Annotated in this window: 12 protein-coding genes; 4 read left to right on the top strand and 8 right to left on the bottom strand. The window is 72.5% G+C overall.

The window, feature by feature from the left end:
• Nucleotides 1-39: 39 nt before the first annotated feature.
• Nucleotides 40-831 carry a GntR family transcriptional regulator gene (locus tag Pen02_RS12050; RefSeq protein ID WP_203866068.1) on the bottom strand — a complete coding sequence of 264 codons (792 nt, stop codon included), beginning with the start codon at nt 829-831 and terminating at the stop codon, nt 40-42.
• Between the two features lie 454 nt (nt 832-1,285).
• Nucleotides 1,286-2,155: a PAC2 family protein gene (locus Pen02_RS12055; RefSeq protein WP_203866069.1), complete on the bottom strand. Its 870-nt coding sequence runs from the start codon at nt 2,153-2,155 to the stop codon at nt 1,286-1,288.
• A 305-nt stretch (nt 2,156-2,460) separates the two neighbouring features.
• On the opposite strand from Pen02_RS12055, the gene metH reads away from it, so the two are divergent.
• Together metH and Pen02_RS12065 are read left to right on the top strand one after the other, a co-directional pair.
• On the top strand, nt 2,461-5,973 hold the full coding sequence (gene metH, locus Pen02_RS12060; RefSeq protein ID WP_203866070.1) for a methionine synthase: 3,513 nt from the start codon (nt 2,461-2,463) through the stop codon (nt 5,971-5,973).
• A gap of 132 nt (nt 5,974-6,105) precedes the next feature.
• The gene (locus tag Pen02_RS12065) at nt 6,106-8,133 is read left to right on the top strand and encodes a LuxR family transcriptional regulator (protein ID WP_203866071.1); all 2,028 of its coding nucleotides are present in this window, start codon (nt 6,106-6,108) and stop codon (nt 8,131-8,133) included.
• 48 nt (nt 8,134-8,181) lie between these two features.
• On the opposite strand, the gene Pen02_RS12070 is transcribed toward Pen02_RS12065, so the two are convergent.
• The gene (locus tag Pen02_RS12070) at nt 8,182-9,330 is read right to left on the bottom strand and encodes an oxalate decarboxylase family bicupin (protein WP_203866072.1); all 1,149 of its coding nucleotides are present in this window, start codon (nt 9,328-9,330) and stop codon (nt 8,182-8,184) included.
• A gap of 54 nt (nt 9,331-9,384) precedes the next feature.
• Nucleotides 9,385-9,699 (bottom strand): hypothetical protein, encoded by a 315-nt coding sequence (locus Pen02_RS12075; RefSeq protein WP_203866073.1) that lies wholly within the window; start codon nt 9,697-9,699, stop codon nt 9,385-9,387.
• 354 nt (nt 9,700-10,053) lie between these two features.
• Here Pen02_RS12075 and Pen02_RS12080 point away from each other — a divergent pair, with 354 nt between their 5' ends.
• Both Pen02_RS12080 and Pen02_RS12085 read left to right on the top strand, forming a co-directional pair.
• Nucleotides 10,054-10,788 carry a neutral zinc metallopeptidase gene (locus tag Pen02_RS12080; protein WP_203866074.1) on the top strand — a complete coding sequence of 245 codons (735 nt, stop codon included), beginning with the start codon at nt 10,054-10,056 and terminating at the stop codon, nt 10,786-10,788.
• A gap of 170 nt (nt 10,789-10,958) precedes the next feature.
• A complete protein-coding gene (locus Pen02_RS12085) occupies nt 10,959-11,612 on the top strand; it encodes an HAD family hydrolase (RefSeq protein ID WP_203866075.1) in 654 nt (217 codons plus the stop codon).
• 309 nt (nt 11,613-11,921) lie between these two features.
• Here the strand turns inward: Pen02_RS12085 and Pen02_RS12090 are convergent, their stop codons facing one another.
• The 4 genes from Pen02_RS12090 to Pen02_RS42525 form a co-directional block, all read right to left on the bottom strand.
• Nucleotides 11,922-14,471, bottom strand: a complete 2,550-nt coding sequence (locus Pen02_RS12090; protein WP_203866076.1) for an ABC transporter permease — start codon at nt 14,469-14,471, stop codon at nt 11,922-11,924.
• Nucleotides 14,471-15,238, bottom strand: a complete 768-nt coding sequence (locus tag Pen02_RS12095) for an ABC transporter ATP-binding protein (protein ID WP_203866077.1) — start codon at nt 15,236-15,238, stop codon at nt 14,471-14,473. The genes Pen02_RS12090 and Pen02_RS12095 overlap by 1 nt, the downstream gene beginning before the upstream one ends.
• 1,001 nt (nt 15,239-16,239) lie before the next feature.
• Nucleotides 16,240-16,926 (bottom strand): response regulator, encoded by a 687-nt coding sequence (locus tag Pen02_RS12100; protein WP_203866078.1) that lies wholly within the window; start codon nt 16,924-16,926, stop codon nt 16,240-16,242.
• A gap of 111 nt (nt 16,927-17,037) precedes the next feature.
• Nucleotides 17,038-18,300: a sensor histidine kinase gene (locus Pen02_RS42525; protein ID WP_203866079.1), complete on the bottom strand. Its 1,263-nt coding sequence runs from the start codon at nt 18,298-18,300 to the stop codon at nt 17,038-17,040.
• Between the last annotated feature and the right edge of the window lie 199 nt (nt 18,301-18,499).

Genomic DNA, 18,499 nt, shown 5'->3' on the forward strand with positions numbered 1-18,499 from the left:
TTCTCTTCCGGTGTCCCGGGAGGCACCTCGGAGCGCCGCTCAGCCGAGTACCAGTCCCGGGTCGGGATCGGCCTCCGGCGTCGGGCCGGGGACCTGGTACTGCTCGGTGAGCGTGGTCATCGGGCCCGGCCAGGTCGCCTGGGCCACCTCGATCGGCTTGTGGCCGGCGTCGTAGGCGACGTGCAGCAGGTGCAGCACCGGGGTGTCGGGGCGGATCTGGAGGATCTCCGCCTCCTCCCGGCTCGGCTGCCGGGCACTGATCTGGTCGGTCGCCGAGACGTAGCGCCGGCCGATCGCCTCCTCCGCCTCCTGGTAGAGCGGGCGGCCGTACGCCTCCATCCGCTCCAGGCTGGTGCCGGCGGCGTCGGCGGTGCGGAACCAGGAGGCGCCGACCTCGACCGGCACCTCCTCGGTGCGGACCAGGTGCCGCCGGACGATCAGCTCGGTGCCGTCGGGCACCCCGAACGCGTCGGCCACCTCGGGCGGTGCCGGTGCCCGGCCGACCTGCACCAACTGCTGCCGGTACCGGGCGGCGAGGTCGGCGTGGTAGCCCCGGTGGCCGCCGTACCGGCCCCGGGAGAGCCGGTTGAGCCGGCGCCGGGTGCCCCGGACGTACGTGCCGGAGCCCGGCTTGGTGATCAGCACGCCCTCGACCCGTAGTTGGTCGATGGCCCGCTGCACGGTCTGCTTGGCCACCCCGAACATCTCGGCGATGGCCGGGATGGACGGCAGCCGGTCGCCGGCCGCCCAGTCGCCGTTGCGGATCCGCGCCCGCAACTGCGCGGCGATCTGCCGGTGTGGAAACTCGGCTGCCCCAGGGTTGATCTGCATCCGCCCGCCCCCGTTGTCCGGTGGAACCGTCGTCCCAGGCAATAACGCTAGGTTCCTAGGATGCCTTACGGAGTGTGCGTTCGGCAACCTGGACCGGGCCACAAAGGGCGCCACGAGACGATCGGACTACCGAGCAGCGGACCGGGCGGAGAGCGCTGAGCCGACGCCGTGCCCTGAGCGCCGGTGAACCTAGCCGGGGCACGGGTGAATCTGCCGGGGCGGAGGTGAACCTGTCGGGGCGGATGCGTAGCGCCTGGCGAGCGGCAGGGTCAGCCTGAGTCCAGCGGTGCCGACGTACGCCAGGAGGCGTCGGTGGCGCACCCCGCCGATCGGCGCAGGGCGCGGGGTGAAGGTGCCGGCGGCGCGTGAAGTCGGACGGCGGCCGGACCGTCCGGGCGGGCGAGCCGGCGCCGCCCGGACGGGTGCCAGGCCGGTTCGTCCGCCCGGAGGCGGATTACCAGGAGCCGGCGGTCGGGCCGGCCGAGCCGCCGCGACGGCGCAGGTACTTCTCGAACTCCTGGGCGATCTCGTCACCGGTCAGCGGCTGGATGCCGGCGTCGCCGACCCGTTCCTCCAGCTCACGCACGTACTCGCCGAGTTCGGCGTCCTGCTCGGCGGCGGTACGGACCCGCTGCTCCCATTCGGCGGCCTCCTCGGCCAGGTCCGACATCGGGACCGGCAGGTCGAGCACCTCCTCGACCCGGTGCAGCAGCGCCAGGGTCGCCTTCGGGCAGGGCGGGTTGTTGGCGTAGTGCGGCACGTGCACCCAGAACGACACGGCGTCGACCTCGGCCCGGGTCGCCGCGTCGTGCAGCACTCCGACGATGCCGGTCGGGCCGTCGTAGCGGGTGGGGGTGAGCTGGTAGCGCTCGGCGGCGTCCTTGTCCGAGGCACTGCCGCTGATCGGCAGCGGCCGGGTGTACGGCACGTCGGCCAGCAGCGCGCCGAGCAGCACGATCCGGTTGATCTCCAGGCTGTGGCAGACCTCCAGCACCTGCTCGCAGAAGGTGCGCCAGCGCATGCTCGGCTCGATGCCCCGGATCAGCACCACGTCCCGGTCCGTACCGTCCGGGCTCGCCCGCATGAACCGCGTCGTCGGCCACTCGACCCGGCGGGTCTCGCCGTCGGCCATCGTGATCGTCGGTCGGCTCACCTGGAAGTCGTAGAAGTCCTCGGGGTCCAGCTCGGTGATCTGGCGTGCCTGCCACACCTGTTCGAGGTGTTCGACGGCCGCGGTGGAGGCGTCCGCCGCGTCGTTCCAGCCCTCGAAGGCCGCGATCGCGACCGGCGAACGCAGCTCGGGCAGCCCGTCGAACTCGGTCACGCCCTACCCCCAGCGTGCGTGCCAAGGCCGAGCCGGGCGGTGCGGAGCCGCGCGTCGGTGCCCTCGATGTGCCTGGTGCTGCCGTCCCTGTTGTCCCTCACGTCCGTCAGCCTACGTCCCTGACTCGGATGCGGCCCGCCGGCCGCGCCGGCTCGGCCCGCCGGGGGAGGAGGTGGGCGGAGCTGTCCCCGGCCGAACGGCCCGGACATCAGGTACGGAAGGGGCGATTGTCCAACGGACCACACGTTGAGGAACCGTCCGCCTACCACGGGTCATCGATCCTGCGGGCGGACTAGCCTGGAGCCGTGTCGACTCCGCTACGTGACGCGCTCGCCGGCCGGGTACTCGTCGCCGACGGCGCGATGGGGACGATGTTGCAGGCGGCCGAGCTGACCCTGGACGACTTCGAGGGCCACGAGGGGTGCAACGAGATACTCAACGTCACCCGCCCCGACGTGGTCCGGTCGGTGCACGACGCCTACCTCGCCGCCGGGGCCGACTGTGTCGAGACGAACACCTTCGGCACGAACCTCTCCGCGCTGCGCGAGTACGGGATCGAGGACCGGATCACCGAACTGGCCGAGGCCGGCGCCCGACTGGCCCGGCAGGCAGCCGACGCGGCGGGCAGCCCGGACCGCCCCCGGTACGTACTCGGCGCGATCGGCCCCGGCACCAAGCTGCCGACCCTGGGCCACCTCGGGTACGCGGAGCTGCGCGACGCGTACCGGCGGAACGCGGCCGGGTTGGTCGCCGGTGGTGTGGACGGGCTGATCGTGGAGACCTGCCAGGATCTGCTCCAGGTCAAGGCGGCGGTGGTGGGTGCCCGGCGGGCGCTTGCCGACGCCGGCCGGGAGCTGCCGGTGATCTGCCACGTCACGGTCGAGACCACCGGCACGATGCTGCTCGGCAGCGAGATCGGTGCCGCGCTGACCGCGCTGGAGCCGCTCGGGATCGACCTGATCGGGCTGAACTGCGCCACCGGGCCGGCCGAGATGACCGAGCACCTGCGCTACCTTTCCCGGCACGCCCGGATCCCGTTGTCGGTGATGCCGAACGCCGGGCTGCCCGAGCTGACCGCCGACGGGGCCCGCTATCCGCTGACCCCGGACGAGCTGGCGGACGCACTGGAGGGGTTCGTCGGCGAGTACGGGCTGTCGCTGGTAGGCGGCTGCTGCGGCACCACCCCGGAACACATCCGTACCGTGGTGGAGCGGCTGCACGGCACGGTCGCACCGCCCCGGACGCCGGAGCCGGAGCCCGGGGTGGCCAGCCTCTACCACCAGGTCCCGTTCGCCCAGGATGCCAGCGTGCTGATGGTCGGCGAGCGCACCAACGCCAACGGCTCGAAGGCGTTCCAGGAGGCGATGCTGGCCGGCGACTGGCAGGCGTGTGTCGAGATCGCCCGGAGCCAGGCCCGGGACGGCTCGCACCTGCTCGACCTCTGCGTCGACTACGTCGGCCGGGACGGCGTACGCGACATGCGGGAGATCGCGGGCCGGTTCGCCACCGCCTCCACCCTGCCGATCATGCTCGACTCGACCGAGCCGGCGGTGATCGAGGCCGGGCTGGAGATGCTCGGCGGCCGGTGCGTGGTCAACTCGGTGAACTTCGAGGACGGCGACGGCCCCGACTCCCGGTACGCCCGGGTGCTGCCGCTGGTCCGCGAGCACGGCGCCGCCGTGGTGGCGTTGACCATCGACGAGGAGGGTCAGGCCCGGACGGCCGACTGGAAGGTACGGGTGGCGTCCCGGCTGATCGACGACCTCACCGGCCGGTGGGGGATCGACCTGCGGGACATCCTGGTCGACTGTCTCACCTTCCCGATCGCCACCGGTCAGGAGGAGACCCGGCGGGACGGTGTCGAGACCATCGAGGCGATCCGGCGGATCGCCGACCGCTATCCCGGGGTCAACTTCACGCTCGGCGTCTCGAACGTGTCGTTCGGGCTGAACCCGGCGGCCCGGCAGGTGCTCAACTCGGTCTTCCTGCACGAGTGCGTGCAGGCCGGGCTGACCAGCGCGATCGTGCACGCCAGCAAGATCCTGCCGATGGCCAGGATTCCGGACGACCAGCGCGAGGCGGCGCTGGACTTGGTCTACGACCGGCGCCGCCCGGGTCACGACCCGGTGGCCCGGTTCATCGAGCTTTTTGAGGGGGTGGACGCGGCCTCGGCCCGGGCCAGCCGGGCGGAGGAGTTGGCCGCGCTTCCGCTCGACGAGCGGCTGAAGCGGCGGGTGGTCGACGGCGAGCGCAACGGTCTCGAGGCCGACCTCGACGAGGCGCTGACCACCCGGCCGGCGCTGACCATCGTCAACGAGCTGCTGCTGGACGGGATGAAGGTGGTCGGCGAACTGTTCGGCGCCGGCCAGATGCAGTTGCCGTTCGTGCTCCAGTCGGCCGAGGTGATGAAGGCCGCCGTCGGCTATCTCGAACCGCACATGGAGAAGTCCGACGACGGCGGCAAGGGCCGGATCGTGCTGGCCACCGTCAAGGGCGACGTGCACGACATCGGCAAGAACCTGGTCGACATCATCCTGTCCAACAACGGCTACGACGTGGTCAACATCGGTATCAAGCAGCCGATCGCGGCCATCCTGGACGCCGCCGAGGAGCATGCGGCGGATGCGATCGGAATGTCCGGCCTGCTGGTGAAGAGCACCGTCGTGATGAAGGAGAACCTGGCCGAGATGGCGTCCCGGGGTGTCGCGCAGCGCTGGCCGGTACTGCTCGGCGGTGCGGCGCTGACCCGCTCGTACGTCGAGGACGACCTCCGCTCGGCGTACGCCGGTGAGGTGCACTACGCACGGGACGCCTTCGAGGGACTGTCCCTGATGGACCGGCTGATGACGGCGAAGCGCGGCGGTGCCCCGGTGGTGGACGCCGAGCGGGAGGCGGCGCTGGCCGCCCGGCGGGACCGTCGGGAACGGCAGCGGGCCCGGGTCGGCGCGACGCTGCCGGAACTCTCCGACGCCTCGGTCCGGTCCGACGTGGCGACCGACGTCGAGGTGCCGACGCCGCCGTTCTTCGGCACCCGGGTGGTCAAGGGCATCCCGTTGGCCGACTACGCGGCGCTGCTCGACGAGCGTGCCACCTTCGGCGGCCAGTGGGGGCTGCGTGGCTCGCGCGGCGGTTCCGGGCCGAGCTACGAGGAACTGGTGGAGACCGAGGGGCGGCCCCGGCTGCGCGCCTGGCTGGACCGGCTTTCCGCCGACCGGGTACTGGAGGCGGCGGTGGTCTACGGCTATTACCCGGCCTACGCCGACGGCAACGACCTGGTCGTCCTCGACGAGGAGGGCGGATCGGAGCGGGCGAGGTTCAGTTTCCCCCGGCAGCGACAGGAGCGCCGGCTCTGCCTGGCCGACTTCTTCCGGCCCCGGGGCGACCGACTCGACGTCGTCGCGCTGCAACTGGTCACCGTCGGGCAGCCGGTCAGCGAGTACGCCGCGAAGCTGTTCGCCGGTGACGAGTACCGCGACTACCTGGAGGTGCACGGGCTGTCGGTGCAGCTCACCGAGGCGCTGGCCGAGTACTGGCACCGCCGGATCCGGGCCGAGCTGTCCCTGCCCGGCGGCCGTACGGTGGCCGACGACGACCCGGACGACCTGGCCGGGCTGCTGCGTACCGACTACCGGGGCTGCCGGTACGCGTTCGGTTATCCGGCCTGCCCGGACCTGGCGGACCGGGCCAAGCTGGTGGACCTGCTCGGCGCGGAGCGGATCGGGGTACGGCTGTCGGAGGAGTTCCAGCTCGAACCGGAGCAGGCCACCGACGCGATCGTGGTGCACCACCCGGACGCCAGCTACTTCAACGCCAGGTGACCGCACGCGCCCGGGGCGGTGGCCTCCGCCGGGGTAATTGCCGGCGAACCTCCGCGCGGCCGGGAACACCCTGGATAGCCTCCGGGTGGAGGCCGAATCCGTCTCGTGTCCGGTCACCGCCGAGGGGGTGCCATGGCCACGCCGTTCACGCTGGACCGGCCGGGCGAGCCGGCGGCGGACGGGTTACCGGTCACCTCCGCCGCGCAGCGGTGGATCCTCCGGACGGTCGCGGTCTGTGACGAACCGTGCCAGATCTGGTTCCTGGAGCGGATGACCGAGCGCTCGGGTCCGGCGTTGCACGACGACGTCGAGGAGCTGATCGCCAGCGGCGCACTGGTGGACTCGGCCGGCGGGCTGCGCCCGGGTTCGGTCGCACTGCGCGACGCCGTCCGCCGGGCCACGCCGACGTCGCTGCTGGTCGCGCTGCACGGCCGGGCCGCCGGGGTACTGGCCGAGCAGGGGCGTCCGGCCGCCGCCGCCGGACACCTGCTGCGGGTACTGGCGGTGGCCGGGCGGGTCGACGTACCGCTGGTCTCCCGGCTGGCCGCCGATCCGGCGGTCGACGCGTCGACGACGGCCGACCTGTTGCTCGCGGCCCGGGCCGGTCGGGATCCGGCGCTGCCTCCGGAGCTGCGCCGGGACTGGGTGCTGGCCGCTGTCGACCACCTGATGCTGGCCGGGCGGATCGAGCCGGCGCTGGCGATCCTGGGCGACGAGATCGCGGCCGACCGGGCCGGTGCCGGGTACCGGGCTCTGCTGCTCGGCCGGCTCGGCGCCTGGTACGCCACCGGCCGGCCGTCGTTGGCCTTCGAATACCTGGACCGGGCGCTGGCCCAGCCCGACCTGCGACCGGAGCACCGGAGTTGGCTGCTGAGCACGCTGGTCACCGTGGCGGGCCGGGTCGGTCGGCCGGAGACCGAGGCGCTGCTGGCGGCGGCGGAGCGGGCCGAGACCGAGGCGCCCACCCCGGGCGGCGAGATCCGGTTGGCGCTGGCCCGGGCCGGGTTGGCGCTGGCTGGCGGTGACCTGCCGGCGGCGCGGCAGGTGCTCGGCCGGGTCGACCCGAGCGCCCCGGAGGCGCGGGCGCAGGCCGCGTTCCTGCGGATCGAACGGATCGCCGGCCAGCTCGCCTGCGGCGAGTACGAGGAGGCGACCACCGCGCTGCGGTTCGCGGAGGGAGATCTCGGCACGCTGGGCGTGGCGGCCCAGCCGATGCTGGCCGCGTTGGACTGCCGGCTTCGGGTCGCCGCCGGGGAACTGCCGGAGGCGTCGGCGCGGGCCGGGCTGGCGCTGCGCGGCGGGCCGACCGGACAACTCGCCGACGAGGTCCGCGCCGAACTGCTGGCGGTACTTGTGGAGGTGGCGTTCCGGCAGGGCCGGCCGGAGACCGCCCGGGAACTGCTGTCCGGCGTACGGGTGCCGGTGGACTGGCCCGACGTCGTCGGCTGGGTACGCCTCGCCGGTGCCGCCGCGTACGATCCGGAGCCGGGCCGGCACGCCAGGCTCGTCCGGGCGGCCGTCGACGCGCTGGTCCGGTCGGTACGGCCACTCCTGCTCGTGCCGCAGCAGGCACCGGCGCTGACCCGGGCGCTGCTGCGGCTCGGCGACCCGCACCGGGCGCACCAGCTCGCCGACCACCTGATCCGGGCGGCGGAGCGGGTGGATAGTCCACTGTGGTGGGGTGTCGCGCAGCAGGTCGCCGGTCTGGTGGACGAGGACTCGGGGCTGCTGCGCGGCGCGGTGGCGCAGTTGCGTACCACGTCGGCCCGGCCGGTCCTGGCCGACGCGCTCGGCGACCTGGCCGGTACCCCCGGCACACCGCAGCCGGAGGCCCGGCGGGCCTCCGAGGAGGCTGCCGCCCTGTTCGGCCGGCTCGGCGCGACCGGCGACCAGGAGCGGGCGGTCCGGTGCGGGCGTGCCCTGGTGGCGGCGGACCGCCGGCACCGGGCCGGCCGGAGCGGCGCCGGATTCGACGCGTTGACCGCCGCCGAGGCCCGGGTGGCCGAGCTGCTGGCCGGCGGGGCGACGAAGCAGCAGGCGGCGGCGAGCCTGTTCGTCTCCTTCCACACCGTCGACGCCCAGCTCCGCGCCGTGTACGCGAAGCTGGGCGTCCGGAACCGGCTGGAACTGGCCCGGTTGTGGGCCAGCCGCGACGCCTGACTCTCCCGTCCGCACCGACCCGGTCCGACCGGTCGGGGAGGAGATCGCTCAGGAGGCGATCGGCCGTTTCGTCCTCGGGATCGACTCCACCAGCGAGCGCGGCAGGTTGAGCGTGTCGGCGGCGACCTGTGGCGGGCTGTTCGCCATCCACTGGGCCAGCGAGATGTCCTCGAACCTCGGGTTGCGGAACATCTCCAGGAAGACCAGCGGCTCGCTGCCGGTGTTCTCGATGTAGTGGCCGTAGGCGAACGGCACGTAGCCCACGTCACCGGACCGGTAGTCGAAGGTCCGGTTCACCCCCGAGCTGGCGAACACGCCCATCCGGCCGGTACCGGAGATGTAGTACTGCCACTCGTCGTCGGTGGGATGCCAGTGCAGTTCGCGCATGGCGCCCGGCTCGATCTCGACCAGCGCGGCGCAGATGGCGGTGGCGGCGGCGAAGTTGGTCACGTCGGCGATGCGTACCGTGCCGCCGTCGAAGCGTTCCGGTGCCTGGGCGTGCAGCCGGTGCTTGAACGTACGCGGCACGTCCCCGGTGGGGCTGATCACCCGGTCCGCGTCGAGCGGGGGCGGCACCTGGCCCGGGAAGATGTACTTCTCCTTCTCCGGCAGGTCGGCGAGCTGCTCGGTACGCCAGCCGAAGTTCTTCGCGATCACGTCCTTGGGGGTGTGCGCGAAGAAGTCGCTGATCAGGAAGGTGCCGTTCTCCGAGAACGCCCCGTCGTCGAAGACGAGCAGGAACTCCACCCCGTCGTCGAGCGCCTGGATGTGGTGCGGTACCCCCTTCGGGAAGAACCACAGGTCGCCCTGGGCGACGTCGTCGAGGAAGTTGCGCCCCTCCTGGTCCACCGCGCCGATCCGGCAACTGCCGGCCAGCACGTACGCCCACTCGGCCTGGGTGTGCCAGTGCAGTTCGCGGTAGGCGCCGGGTTCGAGGGCCATGTCGACGCCGGACAGCGTGCTGGCGATCGGCAGTTCCCGCTGGGTCACCTCGCGGGTCCAGCCGCCCTCCTCGATCCGGGTGTGCGCGTCGGAGAACGAGAACTTCAGGTTCGGTACCGTGCCCCGGTCCGTCGGCGGCGGCACCAGCAGGTCCGGGTTCTGTAGGTCCAGCCCGACGTTGCGGGGTCCGACGTCGATGCCGCCCGCGGTACCGCGTTTCGGTTCGGGTAGGTCGTTCCGCGAGATTCGGCTCATACCGGCGTTCCCTTCCGCTGACGGCTCATACCAGCTCTTCCTTCCGTTGACAGTTCATGCCGGCGTTTCTTTCCGTTGACGGAGACCATCCGGTCGGTGTCGCGCCGGGGCGGCGCCGAGCAGCAGGGTCCGGACCAGTGCGGGTCCGCCGTGCAGGCCGACGGCGACCGGGATCGCCAGGCAGGTCAGGGTCAGCACGACGACCGTCCAGAGTGGTGCGTCGGTCAGCCCGGCGCCGCCGGTCAGCACGGCGAGGGCACCGAGGTTGCGCCGGGTCCGGCCCAGCGGCACGGTCGGCGGCGGTACGTCTCGACGGGGCCCGGACGACTCCTGGCAAGACGTCACCGGAACCTTGTCCTGGACGGTCATCTGCACCTCCGGAGTGCGGTGGACGGCGCCGGTTCGGCCGGGTCCGGCTGACCGGCCCGACCCGGCACCACGCAGTGAGCGGCGGACGACGGGCCGGCGCGGATCGCCGGAGCGTTCGTCGTCGTCACGCCCGCGGTCTAGCCGGGAAACCGGGGCGGCAATCTCACGTGATCGCGGGAAATACCCCTGGCGACCGGCCTTCGGGCCGGTGGGCGAGGGTCCGCATAATTGGTTCTGGCCCGGTCCGCAGGTCTGCTGCCTGGCACGGTCCCGGCCGCCGTCCCCGGTAACGGGGTTTGGCGTGGTGACCGCGGTGGGAAGTTTCTGGTCCGTCGACCCGACTGGGAGGCCGTGATGCGTCCGTTGCGCCGTACCGACCGGTTCTGCCGACTGCTCGCGCTGGGCGTGGCGCTGGTCGTCGCGGGTGCCTGCTTCGCCGGTGGGACGGGCGAGCAGGATCCGGCACCCGGTGACCCGGGGGCGCCGGCCGCGAGCGGTACGGGGCAGGCGGACGGCACGATGACGGTCGACGAGTTCCGGCGCGACATCGACGGCGCCGTGGAGGTCGCCGAGCAGTACTGGACCGGGCGGTTCGAGGAGTCGGGGGAGCGGTTCCAGCCGATCCGCCGGATCACCGCGTACCAGCGGGACGGCGAGGTCGACTGCGCCGGCCAGGGGCTGCCGCGCAACAACGCCGTCTACTGCTCGGCGGGGGACTTCATCGCCTACGACGTCAACTGGGCCGTCGCCGCGTTCCGGCAGATCGGCGACGCGTTCCTGTACTACCTGCTCGGGCACGAGTACGCGCACGGCGTGCAGGTGCGGCTCGGCATCCGGTACGACTTCACCATCCAGCAGGAGTTGCAGGCCGACTGCATGGCCGGGGCGTACCTCGGGGACTCGGTGCGGGCCCGGGCGCTCACCATCGAGGACGGCGATCTCGACGAGCTGGGCGCCGGACTGCGGGCGGTGGCCGACGATCCGGGTCAGCCGTGGTTCGCCGAGGGGGCGCACGGCACGGCGGAGCAGCGTACCGATGCCTTCTTCGCCGGGTATCAGCGATCGCTGGACGCCTGCGACCTCGGCTGACCGGCCCGCCGGCCCGGCCGGACGCCGCCTCCCGGTGGTCGGGCCGGCTGAGGCGTCCGCCACACTTCCGGGGCGATCCCGGGAGATCGTCGTCCGGCGTTGGCAGGATCGGATCCGACGACTCGCGTCCGATCCGGGAGGAAACCCTGAACAGCCAGCATCTTGCCGCAGTGCTCTTCGACATGGACGGCACGCTGGTGGACAGCGAGCGGTTGTGGGACACCGGGCTCCAGGAACTCGCCGTGCACTACGGCGGGACGCTGTCCGAGGCGGCCCGGCTCGCCATGGTCGGCACCAGCATGGAAGTGTCGATGGAGATCCTGCACACCGATCTGGGCCAGCCCTGGCGGGATCCGCTGGTCAGCGCCGCCTGGGTGGACCGGCGGGTCGGCGAGCTGTTCCTGACCGACCTGACCTGGCGGCCCGGCGCGCTGGCCCTGGTGACTGCGGTACGCGCCGCCGCGGTGCCGGCCGCGCTGGTCACGTCGACGCGGCGCGCGGTGGTCGAGATCGCGTTGGAGACCCTCGGCCGGGACACCTTCGACGTGGTGGTCTGCGGTGACGAGGTGGGCGCCACCAAGCCGGATCCGGAGCCGTACCTGACGGCGGCCCGGCTGCTGGGCGTACCGATCACCAGGTGCGTGGCGATCGAGGACTCGCCGGCCGGCGCGGCCAGCGCGCTCGCCGCCGGTGCCGCCGTCCTCGCGGTGCCGCACGCGGTACCGATCGACCCGGCCGACGGCCTGCGCCTGTTGGAGACGCTGACCGGCGTCGACCTCGACCTGCTCGCCGGCCTGCTCACCCCGCTCGACCTGCCCCGCTGACCGCCCGGCCCGTCGCAGCCACCGCTTCCGTCCTCGAAAACCGGCCCGGCCCGCTCCCGGCCTCCGAACGTGGCCCGGCCCGTTTCCGGCCCGGAGAGTGACCGGCCCGGTTTCCGTCCCCGAAACGCGGCCCGGCCCGCTCTCGTCCCCGAAACCGATCGGCCCGCTCTCGTCCCCGAAACCGATCGGCCCGGCTCCGTCCCGGCCGGCCCGGTCTCCGTCCCCGAACGCGGCCGGGGGCGGCGCCCGTCCCGACGCCGCCCCCGGCCCTGCTGCCCACGACCACCCCCACGGCCGTGAGCCGGTCAGCTACTCGTGCGCGATCGCGCCGAGCACGTTGAGCCGGGCGGCCCGGATCGCCGGCAGTACCGCCGCGACCACCCCGACCACGGCCGCCAGGCCGAGGAAGACCCCCATCTGGCCCCACGGCACCACCAGATCGGTGATCCCGTCCTCGCGCAGCGCCCGGACCACGGCGGCACCGAGACCGGTACCGACCGCCACCCCGAGCAGCGCCCCGAAGACCGAGATCACCACCGCCTCGACGGTGATCATCCGCATCGTCTGCCCCCGGCGCAGCCCGATGGCCCGCAGCAGACCCAGCTCGCGGGTACGCTCCAGCACCGACAGGGCCAGCGTGTTCACGATCCCGAGTACGGCGATCACGATCGCCAGCGCCAGCAGGATCTGGATCATCGTGAGCAGTCCGTCGAGCTGGCTGGTCTGCTGCTCGATGAAGTCCGCCCGGTCGGCCACCGACACCTCGGGGCTGTCCGCGAGCAGCGTCTCGACCTGCGGCATCACCTGGTCGACCGAGGCACCCGGCGCCAGTTTCAGGTACGCCTGCGTCGGCTGCGGCACTGCGAAGTCGGCCGCCGCCGAGGCCGGGACCACGAACCCGCCGAACAGCTGGGACTCGGCGTAGATCCCGGTCACCGTGTAGGTCCGGGCGTCCCCTCGGGACAGTTGCACCGGCACGGTGTCCCCGACCGAGAGGCCCCGGTCCTTCGCCGTCCCCGAGTCGACCAGGAGCTGGTTCGGGCCGAGCGAGTCGATGCTGCCGGCGGTCGGGCTGGCCCGGTAGATCTCCCGCAGCGCGGGTACGCTGCTGGTCGCGGTGATCCAGCCCTGCTTGCCGCCGACGACCGCCCGGTCGCCGTAGAGGCCGGCGACCATGGCCACGCCGGGCAGCTCGGCGGCCTGGTCCAGCACCGCCGGGTCGAAGCTCGGCGGCCGGGCCCCGGTCTGTGCCCCGGAGATGACCAGTTCGGCCTGGATGGTGTCCTCGGCCAGTGCGCTGATGCTGCTCTTGGCCGAGTCGAGGATCACGGTCACCCCGGTCACCAGGGCGATGCCGACCATCAGCGCGGCGGCGGTGATCGCGGTGCGGCGCGGGTTGCGGCCCGAGTTCAGCCGGCCCAGCTTGCCCGGTACCGACCAGGAGAAGAGCCGGCCGAGCAGCCCGACCACCGGACGGCTGATCAGCGGGGTCAGCAGCGCCACCCCGACGAACGACAGCAGTACGCCGCCGAGGATGGTCAGCAGGGTGTTGTCCCCGGTGTTGCCGCTCAGGCCCAGCGCCATCAGGGTGCCGCCGACCGCCGTGACCACCGCACCGGCGACCGAGATCTTCGTCAGCGGCCGGTCGGGGGTCGCCACGTCCTGCATGGCGGCGATCGGAGGGATCCGGGCGGCCCGCATCGCCGGAAGCACGGCGGCGATGACCGTGACGATCAGACCGACGGCGAAGGAACTGATCACCGCGGCCGGCGGTACGCCCAGCCCGGCCAGTTGCAGCCCACCTGCGGTCTGCCCGAAGACGTACGCCAGCAGTGCGCCGACGCCGATGCCGGCACCGAGCCCGAGTACCGAGGCGACCAGGCCGATCGCGACGGCCTCGACCAGCACCGAGCCGATCACCTGGCGGCGGCCGGCACCCATCGCCCGGAGCAGCGCGAGTTCCCTGGTGCGCTGGGCAACGATGATCGAGAAGGTGTTCAGGATCAGGAAGATGCCGACGAAGAGCGCGACCCCGGCGAAGCCGAGCAGGATGTTGTTGAAGAAGGCGAGTCCCTCCTTCAGCCCGGCGGCGGCGTCGTCGGAGAGCTGTTCACCGGTCTTGACCACGTAGCCGTCGCCGAGGGCGGCGGCGATGTCGTCGCGCAGCTCCGCCGGAGCGACCCCGTCGGCCGCCTTCACACTCAGCTCGGAGAAGACGCCCGGCTGGCCCAGCATCAGCTCCTGGGCGACCGGCTCGGTGAACGCCACCTCCTGGGCGCCGCCGAGGCTGTCCCGGTCGCCGCTGTAGCCGAAGATGCCGACCACGGTGAAGTCGCGTTTCGGCTGCAACGTCAGTACGCCGACCCGGTCGCCGACGGCGAGCTTGGCCGCCTTGGCCACCCCCGCGTTGACCGCCACCTCGGTGTCGGCGGTCGGGCCCCGGCCCTCGCGGAGTTCGAGCTGGCCGGTCTCGCCGGCCCAGTTCGAGCCGAGCTGGGGCGGGCCGACGGAGGTCAGCACCTTGCCGTTGCTGCCGATCACCCGGGCGCCGTCGGCCATGGCCAGGCCGGTCGCGCTGGCCACTCCGGGCACCTCGCGGACCTTCTCCAGGGCGCTGGCCGGGAAGGTGGCGGCGACCTCCATGCCCTCCATCTCGGAGACGTCGATCTTCGGCTTGGCGGAGACCCCGACGTCGGTGCCGGCGTACGCGTCGCTGAAGACGGTGTCGAAGGACCGGCCCAGGGTGTCGGTGAGGACGAAGGCGCCGGAGACGAACATCACGCCGAGCACGACGGCCAGTCCGGAGAGGACCAGCCGCACCTTGCGGGCGAGCAGGCTCTTCAGGGTGGCGCGCAGCATCAGAGCCCCGCCTCGGTGAGCCCGTCGAGCTTCTTCATCGTGTCCAGCACGGTGTCCGGGGTCGGCTCGATCAGCTCGGAGACGATCTGGCCGTCGGCGAGGAAGATGACCCGGCCGGCGTAGGAGGCGGCCACCGGGTCGTGCGTGACCATGACGATGGTCTGCTGGTACTCGGCGACGGAGCGGCGCAGGAAGCCGAGCACCTCGGCGCCGGCCCGGGAGTCGAGGTTGCCGGTGGGCTCGTCGGCGAAGATCACCTCGGGGCGGGAGGCGAGCGCCCGGGCACAGGCGACCCGCTGCTGCTGCCCGCCGGAGAGTTGGGCCGGGCGGTGCCCGAGCCGGTCCCGGAGGCCGACGGTCTCGATGACGACGTCGAGCCATTCCTTGTCGGGTTTACGACCGGCGATCGACAGCGGCAGCAGAATGTTTTCGAGTGCAGTCAACGTGGGCAGCAGATTGAACTGCTGGAAGATGAATCCGACCTTGTCCCGGCGTAGTTTGGTGAGACCCGCGTCACCGAGTCCCGTGACGGCGGTGTCGCCGATGTGGATGGTCCCCCGGGTCACCGAGTCGAGTCCGGCGAGGCAGTGCATCAGAGTGGACTTTCCGGATCCGGACGGTCCCATGATGGCGGTGAACCGGGCACGTTCGAATTCCGCATTGACGCCGCGCAGCGCGACAACCTGTGCCTCTCCGCTGCCGTACACCTTCCACACGTCGTTGGCCCGGGCGGCCATCTGGGCACCTCGGGCTACCGTCGCGGTCACTTTCATCTCCCCCTACAAATCTTGGTCCGGTCGGACCAGGCGGTCCGACCGGCAGCATCCATCCTCGGTGATCCGAGCAACCCGGGCGTCCGTCCCGCGGCGGAGTTCGACGCGGAAAATCTGCTGCGGGTCGGCCCTGACACCGGATCAGGGTTGTCCCTGAGCGATATGTGTCGGCGTCGTTAACTCAGCCCCACGAACGTCATCCCCGCTGTCCGGTCGACGACTGTCCGGCCGATTACCGAGCTGCTGCGCGGCTCCGGTCGACTAGGCTTTCCGCCCCGAATTCAGCTGTCGGGCGGATACGTTCGGTGGCAGCCGCGCTGTCCGGATCGGGCCGGCCGGCACGGCAGGTGGTATCAGTCTGTCATGATCCGCTCGCGCTGTGCGTCGATCGCCGGAACGTCGATCCGGTCCGCTCCGGTGCCCCCCGTTGTCGCGGTCATGTCGCCCCTCCGTCCACCCAGCGACGGAACGTCCGCCGCGGTCGCCGTAGCTACTGGAAACGGTAGGCGCGGCCAGCCGCCGGGCCGTCGTACGCGGGGATGGTCTTCGGGTACGCCGAGCGCCCCGGCCCGGTCGTCCCGGTGGACGACGCCGTACCCGGCGGGTCGTACGCCGTCCGGTGCCCCCGGCCTACTCCTCGGGGGTGGTGCACCGGCCGCCGCCTACGCCTCCGGGACGGCCCGGCCCGGAGCCCGGCTCAGGGTCGCTCGTCGCGCCCGCCCGTGCCCGACGACATCGCGTGGTCGCGTGGATGCCGGAACCGTTCCGGCCGGAACCGTCACACCCGGCCCGGAATCGTCACACCCTGTTGGAACCGCCACCTGCCGAGACCGGTGCGCCCCGGCCGGAGTCGTCACACCTTGGTTGGGGTCGTCACATCCCGGCTGAGATCGTCATGGCCTTGGCCGAGATCGTCATGCCCGGCTGGGATCGTCACGCCCTGGGCCGGGATCGTCACGCCCCGGGTGGGATTGCCGTGGCCTTGGTCGGGATCGTCACGCGCCGGGCCGGACCAGTCCGGTCTCGTAGGCCAGCACCACCGCCTGGACCCGGTCGCGGAGCCCGAGCTTGGTCAGCACGTGCCCGACGTGGGTCTTGATGGTCGTCTCGCTCACCGACAGCACCCGGGCGATCTCGGCGTTGGAGAGCCCCCGGGCCACCTGGACCAGGACCTCCCGCTCCCGTTCGGTGAGCACACCGATCGCCTTGGGTGGGGTGGCGTCCGGGTCAGGCAGCGTCTCCGCGAACCGGTCCAGCAGCCGCTTGAGGATGCGGGGCGCCACCACCGCCTCACCCGCCGCGACGGTGCGGATCGCGGTGACCAGGTCCTCGGCGGGTACGTCCTTGGCCAGGAAGCCGCTCGCGCCGGCCCGGAGCGCCCCGACGACGTACTCGTCGAGGTCGAAGGTGGTCAGGATGAGCACCCGTACCGGCAGCCGGGCGTCGATGATCGCGCGGGTGGCGGCGACCCCGTCCATCCGGGGCATCCGGATGTCCATCAGCACCACGTCCGGAAGTAGCCGCCGGGACAGGTCGACCGCCTCCACACCGTCACCGGCCTCGCCGACGATGTCCAGGTCGTCCTCGGCGCCCAGCACCATCCGGAAGCCGGTACGCAGCAGCGGCTGGTCGTCGGCGAGCAGGACGCGTACCGGTCGGCCGGAGTCCTTGCCGTCACTCATGCCAGCACTCCGCTCCGCTCCGTGCCGCCATGAGGCTCATTCGCCCTGAGCTGGCCGATTCGCTCGCTCCGCTCACTCATGCCGGCACTCCGCACCGCTCGCCACCCTCGGTCATGCCGCCCCCTTGTCGATCGGCGCGCCCAGTTGCTCCATCGGCATCTTGGCGTACACCCGGTAGCCGCCGCCGGGGCGGGGCCCGGTGCGCAGGGTTCCACCGTAGAGGGCCATCCGTTCCCGCATGCCCACCAGGCCGTGTCCCAGCCGCCCGCTCTCCGGCGCCGGCCCGCGACCGGTGTCGGCGACCTCGACGATCAGCCAGTAGATCCCGAAGCTCAGCCGGACCTGTGCGGTGGCCGTGCCGGCGTGCTTGAGGGTGTTGGTCAGCGCCTCCTGCACGATCCGGAAGACGGTCAGCGCCACTCCGGGGTCCAGCGGGCCCGGTGTGCCGTCCACCCGCAGGGTCACCGGCAGTCCGGCCTCCCGGACCTGTTCCACCAGCGCCTCGATGCCGGCCAGCCCCGGTTGCGGGGAGAGTTCGGCGGCCGGTTCCGCGTCGGTACGCAGCACGTCCAGCAGTCGGCGCAGCTCACGCAGCGTGGTCCGGCTGGTCTCCTCGATGGTGCCCAGTGCACCGTCGGTGGCCGCCGGATCGCGGGACAGCACTCGGCGCGCTCCGGTGGCGAGTACCCCCATCACGCTGACGTGGTGCGCGACCACGTCGTGCAGTTCCCGGGCGATCCGTCGGCGCTCGTCGGCGACCGCCTGGTCGGCCAGCGACCGCTGGTTCTCCTCGGCGGCCCGGGCCCGCTCCTCCAGCGCCAGGATGGTGGCCCGTCGGGCGTGCACGGTACGCCCGACGAAGAAGCAGACCAGCGCCAGCAGCACCTGGGTGAAGACTAGGTACGCGGGGGACGGCTCGCTGAAGCCGGGTGGCGGCGGCTCGGCGAGGGCGACGGCCAGGCCCGGCCCCCAGACCGTCGCGGCGGCGAGCGCTGCCTGGCGGAGCGGCAGCAGTGCGGCGGTGGTGTAGGTGAGCAGGACGAACGTGGCACCGACGGTGATCGGTTGCAGGTCGACCAGGACCGACAGGGCGAAGGCGGTGACCGCCAGTCCCACCGCCGGCCAGGGGGCTACCCGGCGCAGCGCGATCGGGGCGGCGCAGAACACGCTCATCAGCATCGTCGCCGGCCATCCCCGGGCGCCCAGCTCGGGCGGTGCGGTGCCGGCGAGCACCGTCTCCACCGCGACGGCCGCCAGCGCGAGCAGCCCGTCCCGGACCAGCCACCTGCGCTGCCCGGGATCGAGCCGGAGGCGGCGCAGGTCAGCCCGGAACCGGCTGGTGGCCGGCCGCCCGGGGGCGTTGGTTGGGGTCATGCTGGCGACGCTAGCCGCTGTCTGACGCGACAGGTCATCGCCAGCGGCGAGCCTGTGCTCCTCCTTCAGGAGGAGGCTTGCTCCTCCCGCTCGGCGGCCCCACCCTGCCTCGGAGCCGGAGCCGGAGCCGGAGCCGGAGCCGGAGCCGGAGCCGGAGCCGGAGCCGGAGCCGGAGCCGGAGCCGGAGCCGGAGCCGACC

Source organism: Plantactinospora endophytica, assembly GCF_016862915.1.
Classification (GTDB): domain Bacteria; phylum Actinomycetota; class Actinomycetes; order Mycobacteriales; family Micromonosporaceae; genus Plantactinospora; species Plantactinospora endophytica.